General features: G+C 70.1%; 11 protein-coding genes and 2 pseudogenes. 8 read left to right on the plus strand and 5 right to left on the minus strand.

The genetic code is table 11. The features are described 5' to 3' along the window. Window positions 1–302: 302 nt before the first annotated feature. The 3 genes and pseudogenes from ABEB03_RS22270 to ABEB03_RS22280 all read left to right on the plus strand — a co-directional run. Window positions 303–731: a hypothetical protein gene (locus ABEB03_RS22270; protein WP_345652018.1), complete on the plus strand. Its 429-nt coding sequence runs from the start codon at window positions 303–305 to the stop codon at window positions 729–731. A gap of 373 nt (window positions 732–1,104) precedes the next feature. Then, window positions 1,105–2,147, plus strand: a pseudogene (locus ABEB03_RS22275) (RNA-guided endonuclease InsQ/TnpB family protein); the annotation flags it as partial. A gap of 374 nt (window positions 2,148–2,521) precedes the next feature. Then, a pseudogene (locus ABEB03_RS22280) lies at window positions 2,522–2,626 on the plus strand (IS5/IS1182 family transposase); the annotation flags it as partial. 29 nt (window positions 2,627–2,655) lie between these two features. Here ABEB03_RS22280 and ABEB03_RS22285 read toward each other — a convergent pair. Beyond that, complete coding sequence (locus tag ABEB03_RS22285) at window positions 2,656–3,573, minus strand: helix-turn-helix domain-containing protein (protein ID WP_345652021.1); 918 nt, start codon at window positions 3,571–3,573, stop codon at window positions 2,656–2,658. Between the two features lie 97 nt (window positions 3,574–3,670). On the opposite strand from ABEB03_RS22285, the gene ABEB03_RS22290 reads away from it, so the two are divergent. Together ABEB03_RS22290 and ABEB03_RS22295 are read left to right on the plus strand one after the other, a co-directional pair. Beyond that, entirely contained in the window at window positions 3,671–5,191 is a 1,521-nt protein-coding gene (locus ABEB03_RS22290; protein WP_345652024.1) for an alpha/beta fold hydrolase, read from the plus strand. A 107-nt stretch (window positions 5,192–5,298) separates the two neighbouring features. Continuing rightward, a complete protein-coding gene (locus ABEB03_RS22295; protein WP_345652026.1) occupies window positions 5,299–5,535 on the plus strand; it encodes a hypothetical protein in 237 nt (78 codons plus the stop codon). Window positions 5,536–5,677: 142 nt separating this feature from the next. On the opposite strand, the gene ABEB03_RS22300 is transcribed toward ABEB03_RS22295, so the two are convergent. Next, on the minus strand, window positions 5,678–7,381 hold the full coding sequence (locus ABEB03_RS22300; protein ID WP_345652028.1) for a GAF domain-containing sensor histidine kinase: 1,704 nt from the start codon (window positions 7,379–7,381) through the stop codon (window positions 5,678–5,680). Between the two features lie 338 nt (window positions 7,382–7,719). Between ABEB03_RS22300 and ppdK the strand changes: the two genes are divergently transcribed. The 3 genes from ppdK to ABEB03_RS22315 all read left to right on the plus strand — a co-directional run bounded on the left by ppdK (window position 7,720) and on the right by ABEB03_RS22315 (window position 11,497). Next, window positions 7,720–10,407, plus strand: coding sequence for a pyruvate, phosphate dikinase (ppdK, locus tag ABEB03_RS22305; protein WP_345652031.1), 2,688 nt, complete (start codon window positions 7,720–7,722; stop codon window positions 10,405–10,407). Between the two features lie 53 nt (window positions 10,408–10,460). Continuing rightward, on the plus strand, window positions 10,461–10,871 hold the full coding sequence (locus ABEB03_RS22310; RefSeq protein ID WP_345652034.1) for a hypothetical protein: 411 nt from the start codon (window positions 10,461–10,463) through the stop codon (window positions 10,869–10,871). A 161-nt stretch (window positions 10,872–11,032) separates the two neighbouring features. Then, entirely contained in the window at window positions 11,033–11,497 is a 465-nt protein-coding gene (locus ABEB03_RS22315; RefSeq protein ID WP_345652038.1) for a pyridoxamine 5'-phosphate oxidase family protein, read from the plus strand. A gap of 44 nt (window positions 11,498–11,541) precedes the next feature. Here the strand turns inward: ABEB03_RS22315 and ABEB03_RS22320 are convergent, their stop codons facing one another. From ABEB03_RS22320 to ABEB03_RS22330, 3 genes are all read right to left on the minus strand, one after another. After that, window positions 11,542–12,378: a universal stress protein gene (locus ABEB03_RS22320; protein ID WP_345652043.1), complete on the minus strand. Its 837-nt coding sequence runs from the start codon at window positions 12,376–12,378 to the stop codon at window positions 11,542–11,544. Between the two features lie 631 nt (window positions 12,379–13,009). Then, entirely contained in the window at window positions 13,010–14,080 is a 1,071-nt protein-coding gene (locus tag ABEB03_RS22325; protein ID WP_345652046.1) for a zinc-dependent alcohol dehydrogenase family protein, read from the minus strand. A 423-nt stretch (window positions 14,081–14,503) separates the two neighbouring features. Next, window positions 14,504–15,004: a flavodoxin domain-containing protein gene (locus tag ABEB03_RS22330; protein WP_345652049.1), complete on the minus strand. Its 501-nt coding sequence runs from the start codon at window positions 15,002–15,004 to the stop codon at window positions 14,504–14,506. Window positions 15,005–15,013 lie beyond the last annotated feature (9 nt).

The following is a 15,013-nucleotide window of genomic DNA, read 5'->3' on the forward strand; positions in this document are numbered from 1 at the left end:
CGATGAGGCTGTCCAGGGGCAGGGGCAGGGGCAGGGGCAGGGGCAGGGGCAGGGGCAGGGGCAGCCAAGTTGGGGCGGTCGCGCAGCCGACGGCCCGCGCACCGACGGGATGATGTCCTGTAACGACTCAGTCCGCCCTTGCTGATGGGGACAGTTGCTTTGAAGGGAGGGGTTGGGGATGCTGCCCGACGGATGAGCAACCGCTCCCCGCTCGGAGGTGACTCCTTCCGTGAGCGGGTGGCTTCGGACCGCGTGGCAGACTCGAGGCCACACAAGGAGGACGCATAGATTCGGATGAGCCGATGTACCAGTTCCGGCGCGATGTCACGCGGCATCAAGGCCCCTCGAACCTTCTGGACGTGACAGGGGTGGACGGTCTGGCCCAAGCCGCCGGCATCGCGAGTTTCTGGATCCGCAAGGGCATCGCTGACCGCGTCGAGGTACTCAATCGGCAACGACTGGTGCTTGCGATCTCCCGGTTCGACGTCCGCCTGCTCGATGAGCCGCGTGGGCGGAACGCCTACCAGATCCGGACGCTGGACCAACAGCACGCCTTGATCTGCCTGGACCATGCGGCCCAGCTGCGAGACGCGTTGGTCGTCGCCGACGAGCAACTGCTGTCCCGAAGTGCGTCCGCTGCGGTGGAGATTCGCACAGGCCGCTCCGCCGTTGCACTTCTGACCCGGGCGGACCTGGGCCGGGTGTGGCCCGGACGTGGCGCTCGCACGTGAAGAGGGTTCGGCAACGTCGGACTGACAGTTGCTTCGTGATTGCCGCAACGTGGCCGCCGTCCGCAACACGAACGCTCGCACCCCGTCGGCGCATCTACGCACTCGCTGCTCGATCGCGGGCGTCCCCCAATGCGAACCGCACCCATTGCTGATGAATAGGTGCCAGCCGTGACGTAGTCCTTGGCCATGCACTGGCGCTGCCCCCGCCGCTCGCCCCGCCAGCCCGCCGTATCCCGCAGCCACGTCTGGTGCGTAGCCGCCAGCGCCTCAGCCCCGCCCCTGGCCAGACCCGCCACGAACCCACCGCGTCGAACTCGCCCACAAACTGCTACGTCTGGAAGGCCGCGATCCGCTCCGGTACCGAGAAGTCTGACGCACAGTCCGGACACGGTGGCTCGGCGAGGTCTCGTCGGTGATCCTCCAGCAGTCCCTTCGCGACCTGGACATCGCCTACCGGAACTTCTTCGACGGCCTGGGGGCAAGCGGCCCAAGATGGGGGCGCCCCGGTTCAAGTCCCGCAAGGACAATCGGCAGTCGATCCGCTTCACCGCGAACGCCGGGTGGAAGATCACGCCAGGCGGGAAGCTGTGCCTGCCGAAGGGCGGCGACATCGCGGTGAAGTGGTCCCGTTCCCTGCCGGCCGTCCCGTCCACGGTGACCGTGATCAAGGACGCGGCCGGAAGGTACTTCGCGTCCTTCGTGGTCGAGACCGACCCGTGCGAAGTCCTGCCTGAGACCATGCCCGAGGTCGGTATCGACCTGGGTCTGTCGCACTTCGCGATCCTCTCGGACGGCACGAAGATCGACAGCCCCCGCTTCCTGCGGCGGGCCGAGAAGAAGCTCAAGAAGGCACAGCAGTCCCTGAGCCGGAAGACAAAAGGATCCAACAACCGAGGAAAGGCCCGGCTCAAGGTCGCCCGCGCTCACGCACGGGTGGCCGACGCACGGCGCGAGTGCCACCACCAGCTCTCCACCAAGCTGATCCGCGAAAACCAAGCCATCGCGGTGGAAGACCTGGCGGTCAAAGGACTCGCCCGCACGCGCCTGGCCAAGTCAGTGCACGACGCCGGCTGGTCGCAGTTCGTGACCATGCTGGAATACAAGGCCGCTCGGTACGGGCGCACCCTCTTGAAGATCGGCCGGTTCGAGCCGACGACTCAGGCGTGCTCGCAGTGCGGCGTCAAGGCAGGTCCCAAGCCACTGCACGTCCGTGCCTGGGAGTGCGGAGCCTGCGGGGCCGTCCTCGACCGGGACATCAATGCGGCGGTCAACGTCGCCAAGGCCGCCGGACTGGCGGTGTCAGCCTGCGGAGCGCGGGTAAGACCGGGACTCATCCCGGCGCAGCGCGAAGAAACAGGAACCCACCCGAAGCCGCGCCCGACAACAGTGCGGCAGACGGGAATCGCCCTCCTTTAGGTGGGCGAGGATGTCAAGTCTGCCCGACGTCTCCCGAGCATCCGCATACCGACCTGATCCAATGAACTGTCGAGCCTGTCAGACACCCTCCGCAGGCGGTGGCAGAAGTGCCGCTGCGTCAGGGCGTGTGACGAGCCGTGCGCCTCACCGATGCCAGCCGGATTGCTTCGACCAGTCCCCATCACCACGTCATCCGGCTGTGCCGGTGACGACTACTGAGCCTCGGCACAATGGCGGCGGAACCCGCAATACACGAGGCTCCTGTGTGGTTGGGGAGGTGTTCGACGTCTCAACCCGTCGGCCCAGGAGCCTCGTTGGCTCCCCTCAAAATCCTGCGTGAAGCCGACCCGGCTCTCGTCCTGTTCGACAGCCCCCTCACCCGCCTGAAGTCCTGGCGGATCTTCCACCTCGCGAGCTGCAGCCCGAAACGAATGTCGTCCATCGTCGCTGCCGTCCTCACCCTGGAGCGGCAACGCTGAAAGAGCTCAATGAACGCGGCTCTTTGGGTTCAGCCCGTCAGGTGGACCGTCGAGCTGTCCAGCGCTGCGCACAGCCAGTCGTGGGTGGCGCCCGGGGTCGGTTCCGTGGGGCCGTTGAGCTCGGCGGTGAGTTTCCAGTAGTGGTCGATGCGGGGGTCGGCGGCCAGCAGGCGGCTGAGCCGGTGTCGGAAGTCGGGGGTGTCCCGCGTACCGCGTGAGCGGGCGTAGGCGGCGACGAAGCAGTCGAGTGCCTCGCCCTCGTGCGGTGGCCGGTCCGCGCGCAGCTGCTTCGAGGCCAGCCCGTACGCCTCGCGGAGACCGTCGTAGAGCACGGCCGGGCGTCCACCGTCCGGTCCGTGCGCCGCGGGCTGGCCCTGGCGGCCCTTGCCGGGGCAGGGGGCGCTGACGAAGGCGTGCAGGCGGGTGAAGGCCAGCACCTGGTCCGGCGTGGGGCCTTCGGGGAGATGTGGGACCGCCTGTTCGACGATGGCGGAGACCAGCCGGGCCGGGAGCCTGGGCGGCAGCCAGCGTCGCCAGAACCGCGCCAGCGGGGCCGTACTGGGCGGGACGGCCACGGAGCCGATCAGCCGCAGCCGTTCGGAGCGTTCGTCGGGAGCACAGTCCTGGAGGAGTTGAAGGGCCGCCTCCTGCCAGCGCAGGGCGGTCAGTCGTGAGCCGACCTCCCGTAGCCGCTCCGCGACGACGTCCTCCAGCGTGACCTCCTCGTCGAGGACCCGGCCCACCTCGGGAACCGGAAGATCGAGGGTGCGCAGAGAGCGGATCAGATGCAGTCGTTCGAGCGCCTCGGGGCCGTAACGGCGGTGGCCCCCGGAACTCCTGGCGCCCTCGGGCAGCAGGCCGCGGTCGGAATAGAAGCGGACGGTCTTGACGGTGACGCCCGCGCGCTCGGCGAGCTCTCCGATGCTCAACAAGTGTTCGGGCGACACGACTTGAACCTCCCTCAGGGGGAGTTCCTACCGTACCGGCGAGCGCGGAGCGCCGGTACGGCAGGCCCCGCGGACCATCGTGTGCGAGGAGACGGCGATGACGGCATTCATCCTGGTGGCGGGCGCCCACACAGGCGGATGGATATGGCGGGACGTGGCTGACCGGCTTCGGGAGTCGGGGGCCCAGACGTACCCGGTGACCCTCACGGGCATGGGTGAACAGGCCCCTGCGGCGGGACCTGACACGGACCTGGAGACGCATGTCCGCGATCTGCTGCGGCTCATCGACCAAGTGGACCCGCCAGATGTGGTGTTGGTGGGTCACTGCTATGGCATCCACCCGGTGCTCGGCGCGGCCGACCGGCGTCCGGAGCGGATCGCGCGGATCGTCCACCTGGACGCCGGTATGCCTCAGGACGGCGACCAGGCCTTCACCCTGCTGCCCGACGAGGCGACTCGCAACCGGTTGTCGGGCCCGGCGGCTGCCGCCGAGGACGACTGGCGGGTCCCGCCACCGTCTCGCGACGAATGGCAGCGCTGGGGCAGCGTCGCAGGACTCACACCCGAGATGCTGGCCCGACTGACGGACAACGCCGTCCCGCAGCCGGCCAGGACGCTCACCCAGCCCCTGCGGCTTACGGGAGCGGTTTCCGCGCTGCCGACGACGGGCGTCCTGTGCGTCGCGAACGGTTCGAGCATCGCGATGGTCGAGGGCCTGGTGGGTTTGGGAGACCCCCGCTTCCAGGTGCTGACCGACCCCCGGGTGAGCTTCTTCGAACTCGACACCGGACACTGGCCGATGCTCTCCCAGGCCGACGAGGTGGCGGACGTCCTCCTCCGGGCCGCCGCGGGAGAAGGCCACCGGGTGTCCGCGACGGTGAGCGAACAACCAGGGCACCTACGCCCCTTCCTGATCGATGTGCCCGAACGGCCGCGCGAGCGGGTGGGACGCGTCGACCTCCACCTCCCGGACGATCTCTCCGAGGACGGGCGCCCCCGGCCGGCGGTGGTGTTCGTCCACGGCGGCCCGGTCCACCCCGACGTGCGGCCGACTCCACGGGACTGGCCGGGCTTCGTCGGCTACGCCCAGTACGTCGCGGGCAAGGGTGCCGTAGGCGTGACGGTGGACCACCGGCTGCACGATCTCGCCGACTACGAGCGGGCCGCCGAAGACATAGCCGAGGCGGTCACGCTCGTGCGGGCCGACCCGCGCGTCGACGAAGACCGCGTGGCGCTGTGGTTCTTCTCCGCCGGCGGACCGCTTGCGGCGCAGTGGCTGGGGGCGCCGCCGGCCTGGTTGCGGTGCGTGGCGGCGACCTATCCGATCCTCGCGCCACTGCCGAACTGGGGGCTCGCAGACTCCCGGTTCCGTCCGGCGGTCGAGGTGCGCACCGCCGGCCGGCTGCCGATCGTGCTGACCAGGGTGGAACTGGAGCGTGCGGAGATCGCGGCGACCGTCGAGGAGTTCCTCGCCGCCGCCAAGGAATGCGACGCCGATGTCGAAGTGGTCGACGTACCGCTCGGCCACCACGGCTTCGAGACGATCGACCACACGGAGCCGGCCCGGCGGGCCGTGGAACGAGCGGTGGGGTCCGTGCTGGGGCACCTGAAGCGTTGACGCGTGGCCGGCCGACCCGGCGACGTCGTCCCGCCCGGGAGGTTCCGAACGTCGCGCTCTCCTGGGGGCACCCCACGGCGAGGGGTGCCCACGACATCGTCCCACCGGTGGTGCCCACTGCCTGCCTCCCGGACGGCGACCGCTCTGTCGTGGTGGACGGCGTCGCGGGCAGCTTTGTCGATGAGAGGGCCTGGGCGGACCTCGCCGGTCACTTCCGCTGCACGAGCGACGGGGACGGCTGGACGGACTGCGGCGAGATCCACACCCAGCAGGGGGACCCGGCGACCGTCACGGTCACCAGCCTCTCTTCGACGAGCACGGCACGGCAATCGCGTCCGCCGTGAGGTCAAGGACGTCACGCCGCAATCCTCGTCGGCCGAGGCGGTCACGCCGGAGGCGCTCGATGTCGAGGTTCTGGAGTGCTTGCGCCTCGGCCAGGTCAGTCGCACCGCGAAGACGCCGCTTCTGTCGGTACGCGGCGCCCGGCTATTCCGCGGGCACCGGCACCCGCCAGACCAACGTGGTGCCGCCCTCGGGAGGGCTGATCAACTCCACGTTCCCATCCAGTTGTTGGGCTCGCTCTCCCATGTTGCGCAGTCCGCTGCGGCGCCCCTCGGGCGGGATGCCCACGCCGTTGTCGGCGACGGTGAGACGGACCTGGCGGGAGTCGGATGTGAGGACGATGTCGGCACGGCCGGCGTGAGCGTGCCGCGCGATGTTGGTGAGGGCCTCGGAGAGTACGGCGACGACATGGTCGGCGATCTCCCGCGGTACGTCGGTGTCCAGCAGGCCCTCCATCCGGACGCTTGGTGCGAAGCCGAGCACGGGGGTGGCCTCACCGACAACCCGCACGACCTGGGCTCGCAGTCCCGCCCCAACCGCTCCGTCACGCTCCCGCAGGCCGAAGATCGTCGACCTGATGATCTTGATGGTTTCGTCGAGGTCGTCCACCGCGCGCACGACGCGCTCAGAGGCCTCGGGGTGCTCGATGAAGCGACCGGCGCTCTGCAGGGTCATGCCCGTGGCGAACAATCGCTGGATGGCCAGGTCGTGCAGGTCGCGGGCAATGCGGTCGCGGTCCTTGAGCACTGCGACCTGCTCGGCGTCCTGCCGTCGTTCCGCCAGTTCCATCGCGATGGCGGCCTGTGCGGCGAAGGCGTGCAGGGTCTCGGTCTCCGTCGACGTGAACGCCGGTCGACCGGACTCCCGCGCCAGCAGAAGCACGCCGCGCGCACCCGCCACGCCTGTGCCGATGGGCACGGCCACGGCCGGGCCGAGTCCCCCGAATCTCGGCGGTTCCAGGGAGATCCGGTCGTCATGGCCGACGTCCGTGCTGGTGACAGAGGCCGCGCTGGAGAAGGCCAGCCCCATCAGGCTGCGGTCCATGGGCAGCACGAGCCCCTGGTGGGCTTCGGAGTCCAGCCCGACGGCGATCTCCACGGAGAGCGCCTCGGTGTCGTCCATGGGCACCGCGACCGCGGCCAGCGCCGAGCCGGTGATCTCCCCGGCCCGCTCGGCGATGAGCCCGAGCACCTCGGCCCGCCCGCCGCCGGACATCAGGTTGTGGGTGATCTCCGCGTTGGTCTGCAGCCAGCGCTCGCGCAGCCGGGACTCCTCGTACAGGCGGGCGTTGTCGATGGCGACTCCGGCCGCCACGGCCAGGGTCGACAGCACCGACTCGTCCTCCTCGTCGAACTGCGTCCCGCCCCGCTTCTCGGTCAGATACAGATTGCCGAAGACCTGCTCGCGCACCCGGATGGGAACCCCGAGGAAGGTGTGCATCGGAGGATGGCCCGGTGGGAAGCCGTACGAGGCCGAATGCTCGGAGAGCTTCGCGAGCCGCAGCGGCTCGGGACGGCGGATCAACTCCCCCAGGATGCCGTGCCCCTCCGGGAAGGGACCAATCCGGGCGATCTGCTCCTCGTTGACCCCGACCGTGTGGAAAGCGGACAGCCGCGTACCGTCGGGTCCGATCACTCCCAGGGCCGCGTACTCCGCATCGACCAGCACCGACGCGGCCTCGACGATGCTGTGCAGCGCCTGCTCCAGCTCCAGCTCGCGGCCGACGGAGAGAACGGCTTCCAGCAGACTGTGCACCCGGTCCCTGGTGCCGCGGGCCGCGTCCAGCCGTGCCTGCAGCTCCTCCAGCAGCTCGTCCAGCTTCAGTTGCGGCAACCGTATGCGCGCCATCTGAGGCTCCTCGGGGCTTCCCACCTGCGTCTCCTCCGAGCTCCCGGGCGGGCGGACACCGACCGCTCCCATATCTGCTCACGCTACCGGGCCACGGAGCGTGGGGGTAAGGCTTACGATCCGGCCGCAGGTGGTCCGGTGGTCACCCTCGCTGTGAACGAAGGCCGAACGGGCGCCGACGTGGACCACCGAAGACGATGCGCTGGGGCCGTTCGGCCCTGTCGGGGGGACCGACAGCACCTGCCCCGTCCGCTGGGCCCTGTTCGACGCTGGAGCCGCGTCGCGATCCAAGAACGCGAGAGCCCGACCGAGCCCATTGAGCAGAGGAGCGCACCGTCATGGTCCGTTACGTGTACGACTTCTGCGAGGGCCGCCATGACATGGCGGACCTGCTGGGCGGCAAGGGCGCGAACCTGGCCGAGATGACCCGGCTACGTCTGCCGGTCCCACCCGGCTTCACCGTGACCACCGACGCCTGCCGCGCTTTCCTCGGGGCCGGTGTCGAGCCGGAGGGCATGTCGGACGAGGTCTCCCGGCACCTGTCCGCCCTGGAGGACTCCGCCGGACGCCGACTGGGGCAGCAGGACGACCCGCTGCTGGTGTCCGTCCGATCCGGGGCCCGGTTCTCCATGCCGGGCATGATGGACACGGTCCTGGACATCGGTCTGAACGACGACTCCGTGGTGGGCCTCGCCGAGATGTCCGGCAGCGACCGCTTCGCCTGGGACTCCTATCGCCGTCTCGTCCAGATGTTCGGCAGTACGGTCATGGGAGTCGACGCCGCCCGCTTCGAGGAAGCCATGACCCGGCTCAAGGAGGCCTGCGACGCCCCCGACGACCTGTATCTGGACGCGAACGACCTGGCGGGCCTGGTCGAGACGTACAAGCAGCTGATCCTCGATGAGACGGGCCAGGCATTCCCGCAGTCCCCAGCTGAACAGTTGCGCCTCGCGATCCTCGCGGTCTTCCGCTCCTGGAACGGCGAGCGCGCCCGGCTGTACCGCCGGCGTGAGCAGATCCCCGACGACCTGGGCACGGCCGTCACCGTCCAGCGCATGGTGTACGGCAACCTCGGCGCCGATTCCGGCAGCGGCGTCGCTTTCACCCGCGACCCGGCCACCGGCAGGCCCGGCCCGTACGGCGACTACCTCGCCAACGCCCAGGGCGAGGACGTGGTCGCCGGCATCCGCAACACCGTGCCTCTGACCGAGCTCGAACACATCGACGCGCGGTCGTACCGGCAGCTGCGTGACCACATGGCGACTCTGGAGCGGCACTACCGCGACCTGTGCGACATCGAGTTCACCATCGAGCGCGGCACTCTGTGGATGCTGCAGACCAGGGTCGGCAAACGCACCGCCGAGGCCGCGTTCGCCATCGCCGCCGAGCTCGTTGAGGAAGGGCAGATCACGCCGGAGGAGGCGCTGGCCCGCGTCAGCGGGGAGGGCCTGGCCCGGCTGATGTTCCCGCGGTTCGACGCGGACGCCACTGGCGAGCCACTCGCCCACGGCCTCCCGGCCTCCCCGGGCGCGGCGGTCGGCGTGGCAGTCTTCGACTCCGCCGAGGCGGTACGGCGAGCGGAGACCGGCGAGAAGGTGGTGCTCGTGCGCCAGGAGACCACCCCCGACGACTTGCCCGGCATGGTCGCCGCCGAGGCTGTGTTGACCAACCGCGGCGGCAAGACGAGCCACGCGGCCGTCGTCGCCCGGGGTATGGGCAAGGTCTGCGTGTGCGGCGCGGAAGACCTCGCCGTGAACACTGAGGCCCGGTGTTTCGCCACCCCCGACGGCACCGTCGTCCAGGAGGGCACGGTCATCTCCGTGGATGGCTCCGCCGGAGCGGTGTACGCGGGCGCGGTTGCGCAGGTCGCCTCCCCGGCAATGCGGTACCTGGAGACCGGTGAGCGGACCGACGGCGTCACGGCGGCAGTCGCCGGAGCCCTTGAACAGGCCGATTCCGTACGACGGTTGGAGGTACGCGCCAACGCAGACACCGCCGAGGACGCGCGGCGTGCCCGCCGGTTCGGTGCACAGGGCATCGGGCTGTGCCGGACCGAGCACATGTTCCTCGGTGAGCGCCGCAAGCTGGTGGAGGAGATGATCCTGGCCCGCACCGACGCCGAACGCGACCGGGCACTGGCGGCACTGCTGCCGCTCCAGCGGCAGGACTTCACCGACATCCTGGCGGCGATGGACGGCCTGCCGGTCACCATTCGTCTTCTCGACCCGCCGCTGCACGAGTTCCTGCCCGATCGCACCGAACTCGCCGTACGCGTCGCTGCCACTCAGGCACGTGGGGAGCAGCCCGACCCGCTTGAGGCCGAGTTGCTCGAAGCGGTGAACCGCATGCACGAGGAGAACCCGATGCTCGGCCTGCGGGGCGTCCGCCTCGGCCTGGTGGTCCCGGGTCTGGTCGCCATGCAGGTGCGGGCCGTTGCCGAGGCCGTCGTGGCCCGTACACGCGCCGGGGGCTCACCGCAGGCCGAGATCATGGTGCCGCTTGTCGGCGCCGTCGAGGAACTGCGTATCGAACGCACGGAAGTGGCGCGGGTGCTCGCCGAGGTGTCCGAGGAGTCCGGTGTTCCCGTGCGGTGCCCGGTCGGCACGATGATCGAACTGCCCCGCGCCGCGCTCACCGCGGGCCGCATCGCCGAGGAGGCGGAGTTCTTCTCCTTCGGCACGAACGATCTCACCCAGACCACCTGGGGCTTCTCCCGCGACGACGTCGAGGCGGCCTTCTTCTCCGCCTACCTCGACAAGGGTGTCTTCCCCGCCTCCCCCTTCGAGACGATCGACCCCGACGGCGTGGGCCGTCTGGTCCGCATCGCCGTCGACGAGGGTCGCGCCACGCGACCCGGCCTGAAGATCGGCGTCTGCGGCGAACACGGAGGCGACCCCGACTCCGTCCACTTCTTCCACACCGCGGGACTCGACTACGTCTCCTGCTCGCCGTTCCGGGTCCCGGTGGCCCGTCTGGAAGCGGGCCGGGCGGCACTGCCGTCGGCCAAGGGCAGCGACAGCCGATGAACCCGACACATCGACGGGACAGCGATGACGAACGACCAACGGGAGCGGAGCACATGACCGACAGGGACGTCAGCGCCCACGACACCGTCCAGATACGGGCGAACGGTGACGTGGAGGACGAAGCACTCTCGTACATCCGGTCCAAGGTCGACGTGGCTCTGGCCCGGCCCGGGCTCGGGGCCGTCAGCGGTCGAGTGACGGTCACGAGGGACACGGCGCACCATGTCCTGCTGCCTTGGGCGGCCGGGGCGGAGATCGAGATCGACGGCCGGCTTGTCGTCGTCCACGCGCGTGAAGCCGACGCACATCAACTCGCCGACCGCCTGGGGGAGCGGTTGCGAGCCCAGGCGGAGCGCACCGCGCACCGCGCCGGCACGGCTCGCAGGACTGCTGGGCCGCCTCCGTGGCGAGGCGGAGCCCCCGGGCTGAGGCGGGAGCCGCGGAAGTTCCCCTTCGACGCGTGAGGGCCGTACGGGCCCCCACAGGGGACCATTGGCCCTTGGAAAGGGCCGTAGGCCGGGACACAGTGACGGCACGAGCGGCAGCGTTCCCCCGCGGTGCCGCTCCCGCCGTATGTCGACCGAGCAGTGAGCAATACCTCGAACGCACACCAACGGAAGCCGTCATGGTCCACGACAACCACTGGCCCTTCGCTGCGGAGCCGCGTCGCAGCATCGAACTCGACAGCGCCGAGGCGCTGCGTCTGCTGGGCAGCGTGTCCCTGGGGAGGGTCGTCTTCACCCGGCACGCCCTGCCCACCGTCCGCCCTGTCAACCACGTCCTTGTCGACGGCGACGTCCTCATCCGGACGCATGAGGGCGCCGATCTGGCCGCGTACACCCGGCAGACCGACGGTCCCGGTGTGGTCGTCGCCTATGAGACCGACGCCATCGACCCGGAGACGCACCTGGGCTGGAGCGTGGTGGTGACGGGATACGCCCACCTGGTCACCGACCCTGGTGAACTGGTCCGTTATCACACCATGTTGCGGCCGTGGGTGGACCGGACCATGGACTTGGCGGTCCGGATTCGGCCGGACCTGGTCACCGGTGTTCTGCTCACGACAGGCAGCCGCCCGGACGGGGTCTGATCCACGCCCGGGCGCCGGCGGATGCGAGGGGATACCGGGGGTGGTCACCCGGTCGGGACGAGGAGCACAGGGCAGTGTGAGTGGTGCAGCAGGGCGTGGGCGACCGGCCCGAGACGGGCGCCACGACGGCCACCGGGTCGGCGCGATCCGATGACGACGACGGCGGCACCCCGTGTGGCTTCGACCAGTGCGTGCGCCGGGGCGGTGCGGACCGTTCGACTCTCGACCTCCACGCCAGGGTGTTCCTCTCGAATCCCGGAGATGGCGAAGCGGGAGACCGCCTCTTCCGACCGGTCGTGGAGAGCCGGCCGCTGCTGGCTTGGGGTCGTCGCCGGTATCAGTGAGGGCAGTTCGGGGGGCGTGTGCCGATGCGTCCACGCGTGCAGGATCCGGAGCCGCGCACCGCGCCGTTCCGCCTCCTGCAGTGCGTAGAGAGCCGTTGCGGTGTCGACGTCGCTCTCCAGACCGAGCAACACGTCGCGGTGGTCGGCGTCTTGCGCGCGATCTCCCCGTACGACGAGCAGTGGGCCGTGCGTGTGCGCGGCCAGGCGCGGGCTCACCGCTCCGAGCACGAGGCCGGCGAAACCGCCGAGTCCCCTGGTGCCCACGACGGTGAGGGCCGCGTCGGCACTCTCCCGCGTCAACTCCCGGACGGCGTCTCCTTGCGCCGCCGTGACCACCACGGTCAGGGTCGGATATCGTCCGTGCACGCGCGCGCAGGCGGCGGCCAGGACGGGGCCCGCTTCGTCACGATCCGACACGGCGTAGACCACGCGCAGCGCGGTCCCGCGACGGGCCGCCTCGTCCGCTGCCAGGTCCAGCGCCCGGGTGGAGATCAGTGAGCCGTCCACACCGACGGCCACGTGATGGTGGTGAGTCATGGCCCTGCTTCCTTTCGCTACTCGCTCTGTCAGTGCGCTTCCACCAACGATGCTCGTACTCCGTCGCGGCGCACAGCAGGGGTCGAGGGCACCGCCGACACGACGAACGGCCCCATGAAGAAGGGCCGTTCGGTCCACGCACCGCGCCGGGGGAGAGTGACGTGTCGTACGGCGCGGTGCGGACGCGGTGAAGACACCGCGGAACCAGACGGAGACGGACTCGCGGTAGTCGTGACCGCCGCCGAGCACCCTTCCGGGCGGGCAGGTGGGATGAGTGTCGGTGGGGCCTGCTCCGGCGGGACGAAGGCGCCCGGCGGGGCGAACTCCCCGTCGCCGCGGGTCCCGTAAGGATTGAGGCCGGCCAGGTCCTCGGCGGCGGGAGAGGGCGGCAGCGCGTCGACGCCCGGAGTCAACTCCGTTCAAGTGATGGTGAGTTCAGGACCGTCGGCCCCGCGGTGCGCCAGGTGCTTCAGTTAGGTGGACGCCATACCCGGGCGGCCGTCTCCTGCCGCGTGAGGCCGAGTTGTGCGCGCCGGGCGGGGAGCCGGCGTCCCAGATCGCCCAGTGGCCGCTCCGCCGTCCTTGCGGTGTCGGTTCCGGTCCGTTCGGGCATGGTCGTCACGTTCGTCGATCAGATCGCGCGCACGGCGACGGTCTCGTGCTGCGCTCCTCCGAGCACGACCTTGAGGGCACCGGTGTCGGCGGCGTGGGCGAAGACGTCGTACGCCTCCTCCATGTGGTCGAGCGGGAAGGTGTGGGTCACCAGCTGCGTGGTGGGCAGCCGTCCGGCAGCGGCCATCCGCAGCAGGGTGGGGGTGGAGTAGGTGTCGACCAGGCCGGTGGTGATGGTGACGTTCTTGATCCACAGGTCCTCGAGGTGCAGGGTGGCCGGTGCACCGTGCACGCCGACGTTGGCGACGTGGCCGCCTGGCCGGACCATGCGAGTGCACAGCTCGAAACTCTCCGGGACGCCTACGGCCTCGATCACGACATCCGCTCCGAGCCCGTCCGTCAGGTCGGCGATCAGCTGTTCGGGAGTCTCCCCTGGGTCGGCCACCGCATCGGCGCCGAGCTTGCGGGCGGCCTCCAGCCGGGCGGCGGCCAGGTCCACGGCGACGATCCGCTCGGGGCTCAACAGACGAGCCGTTGCGATCGCAGCCAGACCGATGGGACCGGCGCCGACCACGACGACTGTGTCTCCGGGACGCACGCGTCCGTTCAGCACCCCGACCTCGTACGAGGTGGGGAAGATGTCGGCCAGCAGGACGGCATCCTTGCTGTCCATGGTGGCGGGCAGGGGGTGCACGGACAGGTCGGCGTAGGGGACGCGGACGTACTCGGCCTGGGTGCCGTCGATCAGGTGGCCGAGGATCCAGCCTCCGCCGTCACGGCACTGACCGTACGTTCCCTGACGGCAGTAGACGCAGCGACCGCACGCGCTGATGCAGGAGACCAGGACCCGGTCATCCGGCCGCACGGTGCGGACGTCGCTGCCGGTCTCGACGATCTCACCGACGGCCTCGTGCCCCAGCACGGTGCCGGGGCGTACCTCGGGCACGTCGCCCTTGAGGATATGCAGGTCCGTGCCGCAGATGGTGACGGTCCCGACGCGCACGATCGCGTCGGTGGGTTCCTTGATGGCCGGGTCCGGGACCTCTTCCCAGGCGGACTGTCCGGCGCCGTGGAACACGAAGGCTTTCATGGCGCTCCTCACTCCACTCGATCGGCTGCGGAGCCCGGTTCCGACTGTGAGGTCTCGGCGACCAGTTGGAGCCTGACGCCGCCACCGCGCAGGATTTGCCCCGCAAGTCCAGCGTGGACTCCGTGTACGCGGACCGCTTGGGCCGGTCGGGCCACATCGCCGGCCTGACGGCGCCGGTTGCGCGCGGCATCCGTATGGATGTTCCTGGGCCCACCGCGCCCAGCCTCCAGGGACGGTTCGGCCGTTCGCGCTGTACGGCCGCGTGCACGAGGCACTCGTCCGCGCCTCGAACGTCGGCCGCCGCCCTGCCGCGATAGGCCGAACAACCCTATGTCAGCCGTGAATTCAGCGCGCCCGTAGATCGACATGGACAATGGCCTCGGCGCCCGGGAATCCGTGCGCCGAGGCCTCTCCCGTTCGTTGCTACTTGCCGCCCGACAGCTCTCCGGCCACCCGGGCGGCCCACTCCTCGATCCGGTCGAAGTCCCGGAAGTCCCCACCCTTCCCGGAGCGTAGGATCATCCGGGCCACGAACCCCCTCGCGCCGTCCTCCAGGCAGCCGCCGAAGGTGACGTGTTCCTGGGCGTCCAGCTGCGTCATGGCCTTCTTCACGCCGGACACGGGCGGGATGTCCCGCTCCGAGGCCGAGGCGTCCAGGGGGCCGCTGCTGAAGAGCCAGAGCGGGCGTGCGGCGAGAGCCTCACGGTGACGCCGGACGAAGCGACGGGCGTCCTTGTGCCAGCGTCCGGCATACAGGCCGCCGCCGACCACGACAGCGTCGTACGAGGACACGCTGTTCACCGACCGGGCGGGGAGGGCGTCCACAGACAGCCCGTGCTTGCGCAGGACGTCCGCGATGGCCTCGGCTATACGCGCGGTCGACCTGTTCGTGGTTCCGTACGCCACCAGCACCTTGCCGGTCATGGTGGTCCG

This window comes from Streptomyces siamensis (genome assembly GCF_039543605.1).
Taxonomy (GTDB): domain Bacteria; phylum Actinomycetota; class Actinomycetes; order Streptomycetales; family Streptomycetaceae; genus Streptomyces; species Streptomyces siamensis.

Bases quoted from the DNA above. Each gene is read 5' to 3' on its own strand.
- ABEB03_RS22290 (WP_345652024.1), top strand. From the start codon at position 3,671: ATGACGGCATTCATCCTGGTGGCGGGCGCCCACACAGGCGGATGGATA.
- ABEB03_RS22325 (WP_345652046.1), bottom strand. From the start codon at position 14,080: ATGAAAGCCTTCGTGTTCCACGGCGCCGGACAGTCCGCCTGGGAAGAG.
- ABEB03_RS22270 (WP_345652018.1), top strand. From the start codon at position 303: ATGTACCAGTTCCGGCGCGATGTCACGCGGCATCAAGGCCCCTCGAAC.
- ABEB03_RS22300 (WP_345652028.1), bottom strand. From the start codon at position 7,381: ATGGCGCGCATACGGTTGCCGCAACTGAAGCTGGACGAGCTGCTGGAG.
- ABEB03_RS22310 (WP_345652034.1), top strand. From the start codon at position 10,461: ATGACCGACAGGGACGTCAGCGCCCACGACACCGTCCAGATACGGGCG.
- ABEB03_RS22330 (WP_345652049.1), bottom strand. From the start codon at position 15,004: ATGACCGGCAAGGTGCTGGTGGCGTACGGAACCACGAACAGGTCGACC.
- ABEB03_RS22315 (WP_345652038.1), top strand. From the start codon at position 11,033: ATGGTCCACGACAACCACTGGCCCTTCGCTGCGGAGCCGCGTCGCAGC.
- ABEB03_RS22320 (WP_345652043.1), bottom strand. From the start codon at position 12,378: ATGACTCACCACCATCACGTGGCCGTCGGTGTGGACGGCTCACTGATC.
- ppdK (WP_345652031.1), top strand. From the start codon at position 7,720: ATGGTCCGTTACGTGTACGACTTCTGCGAGGGCCGCCATGACATGGCG.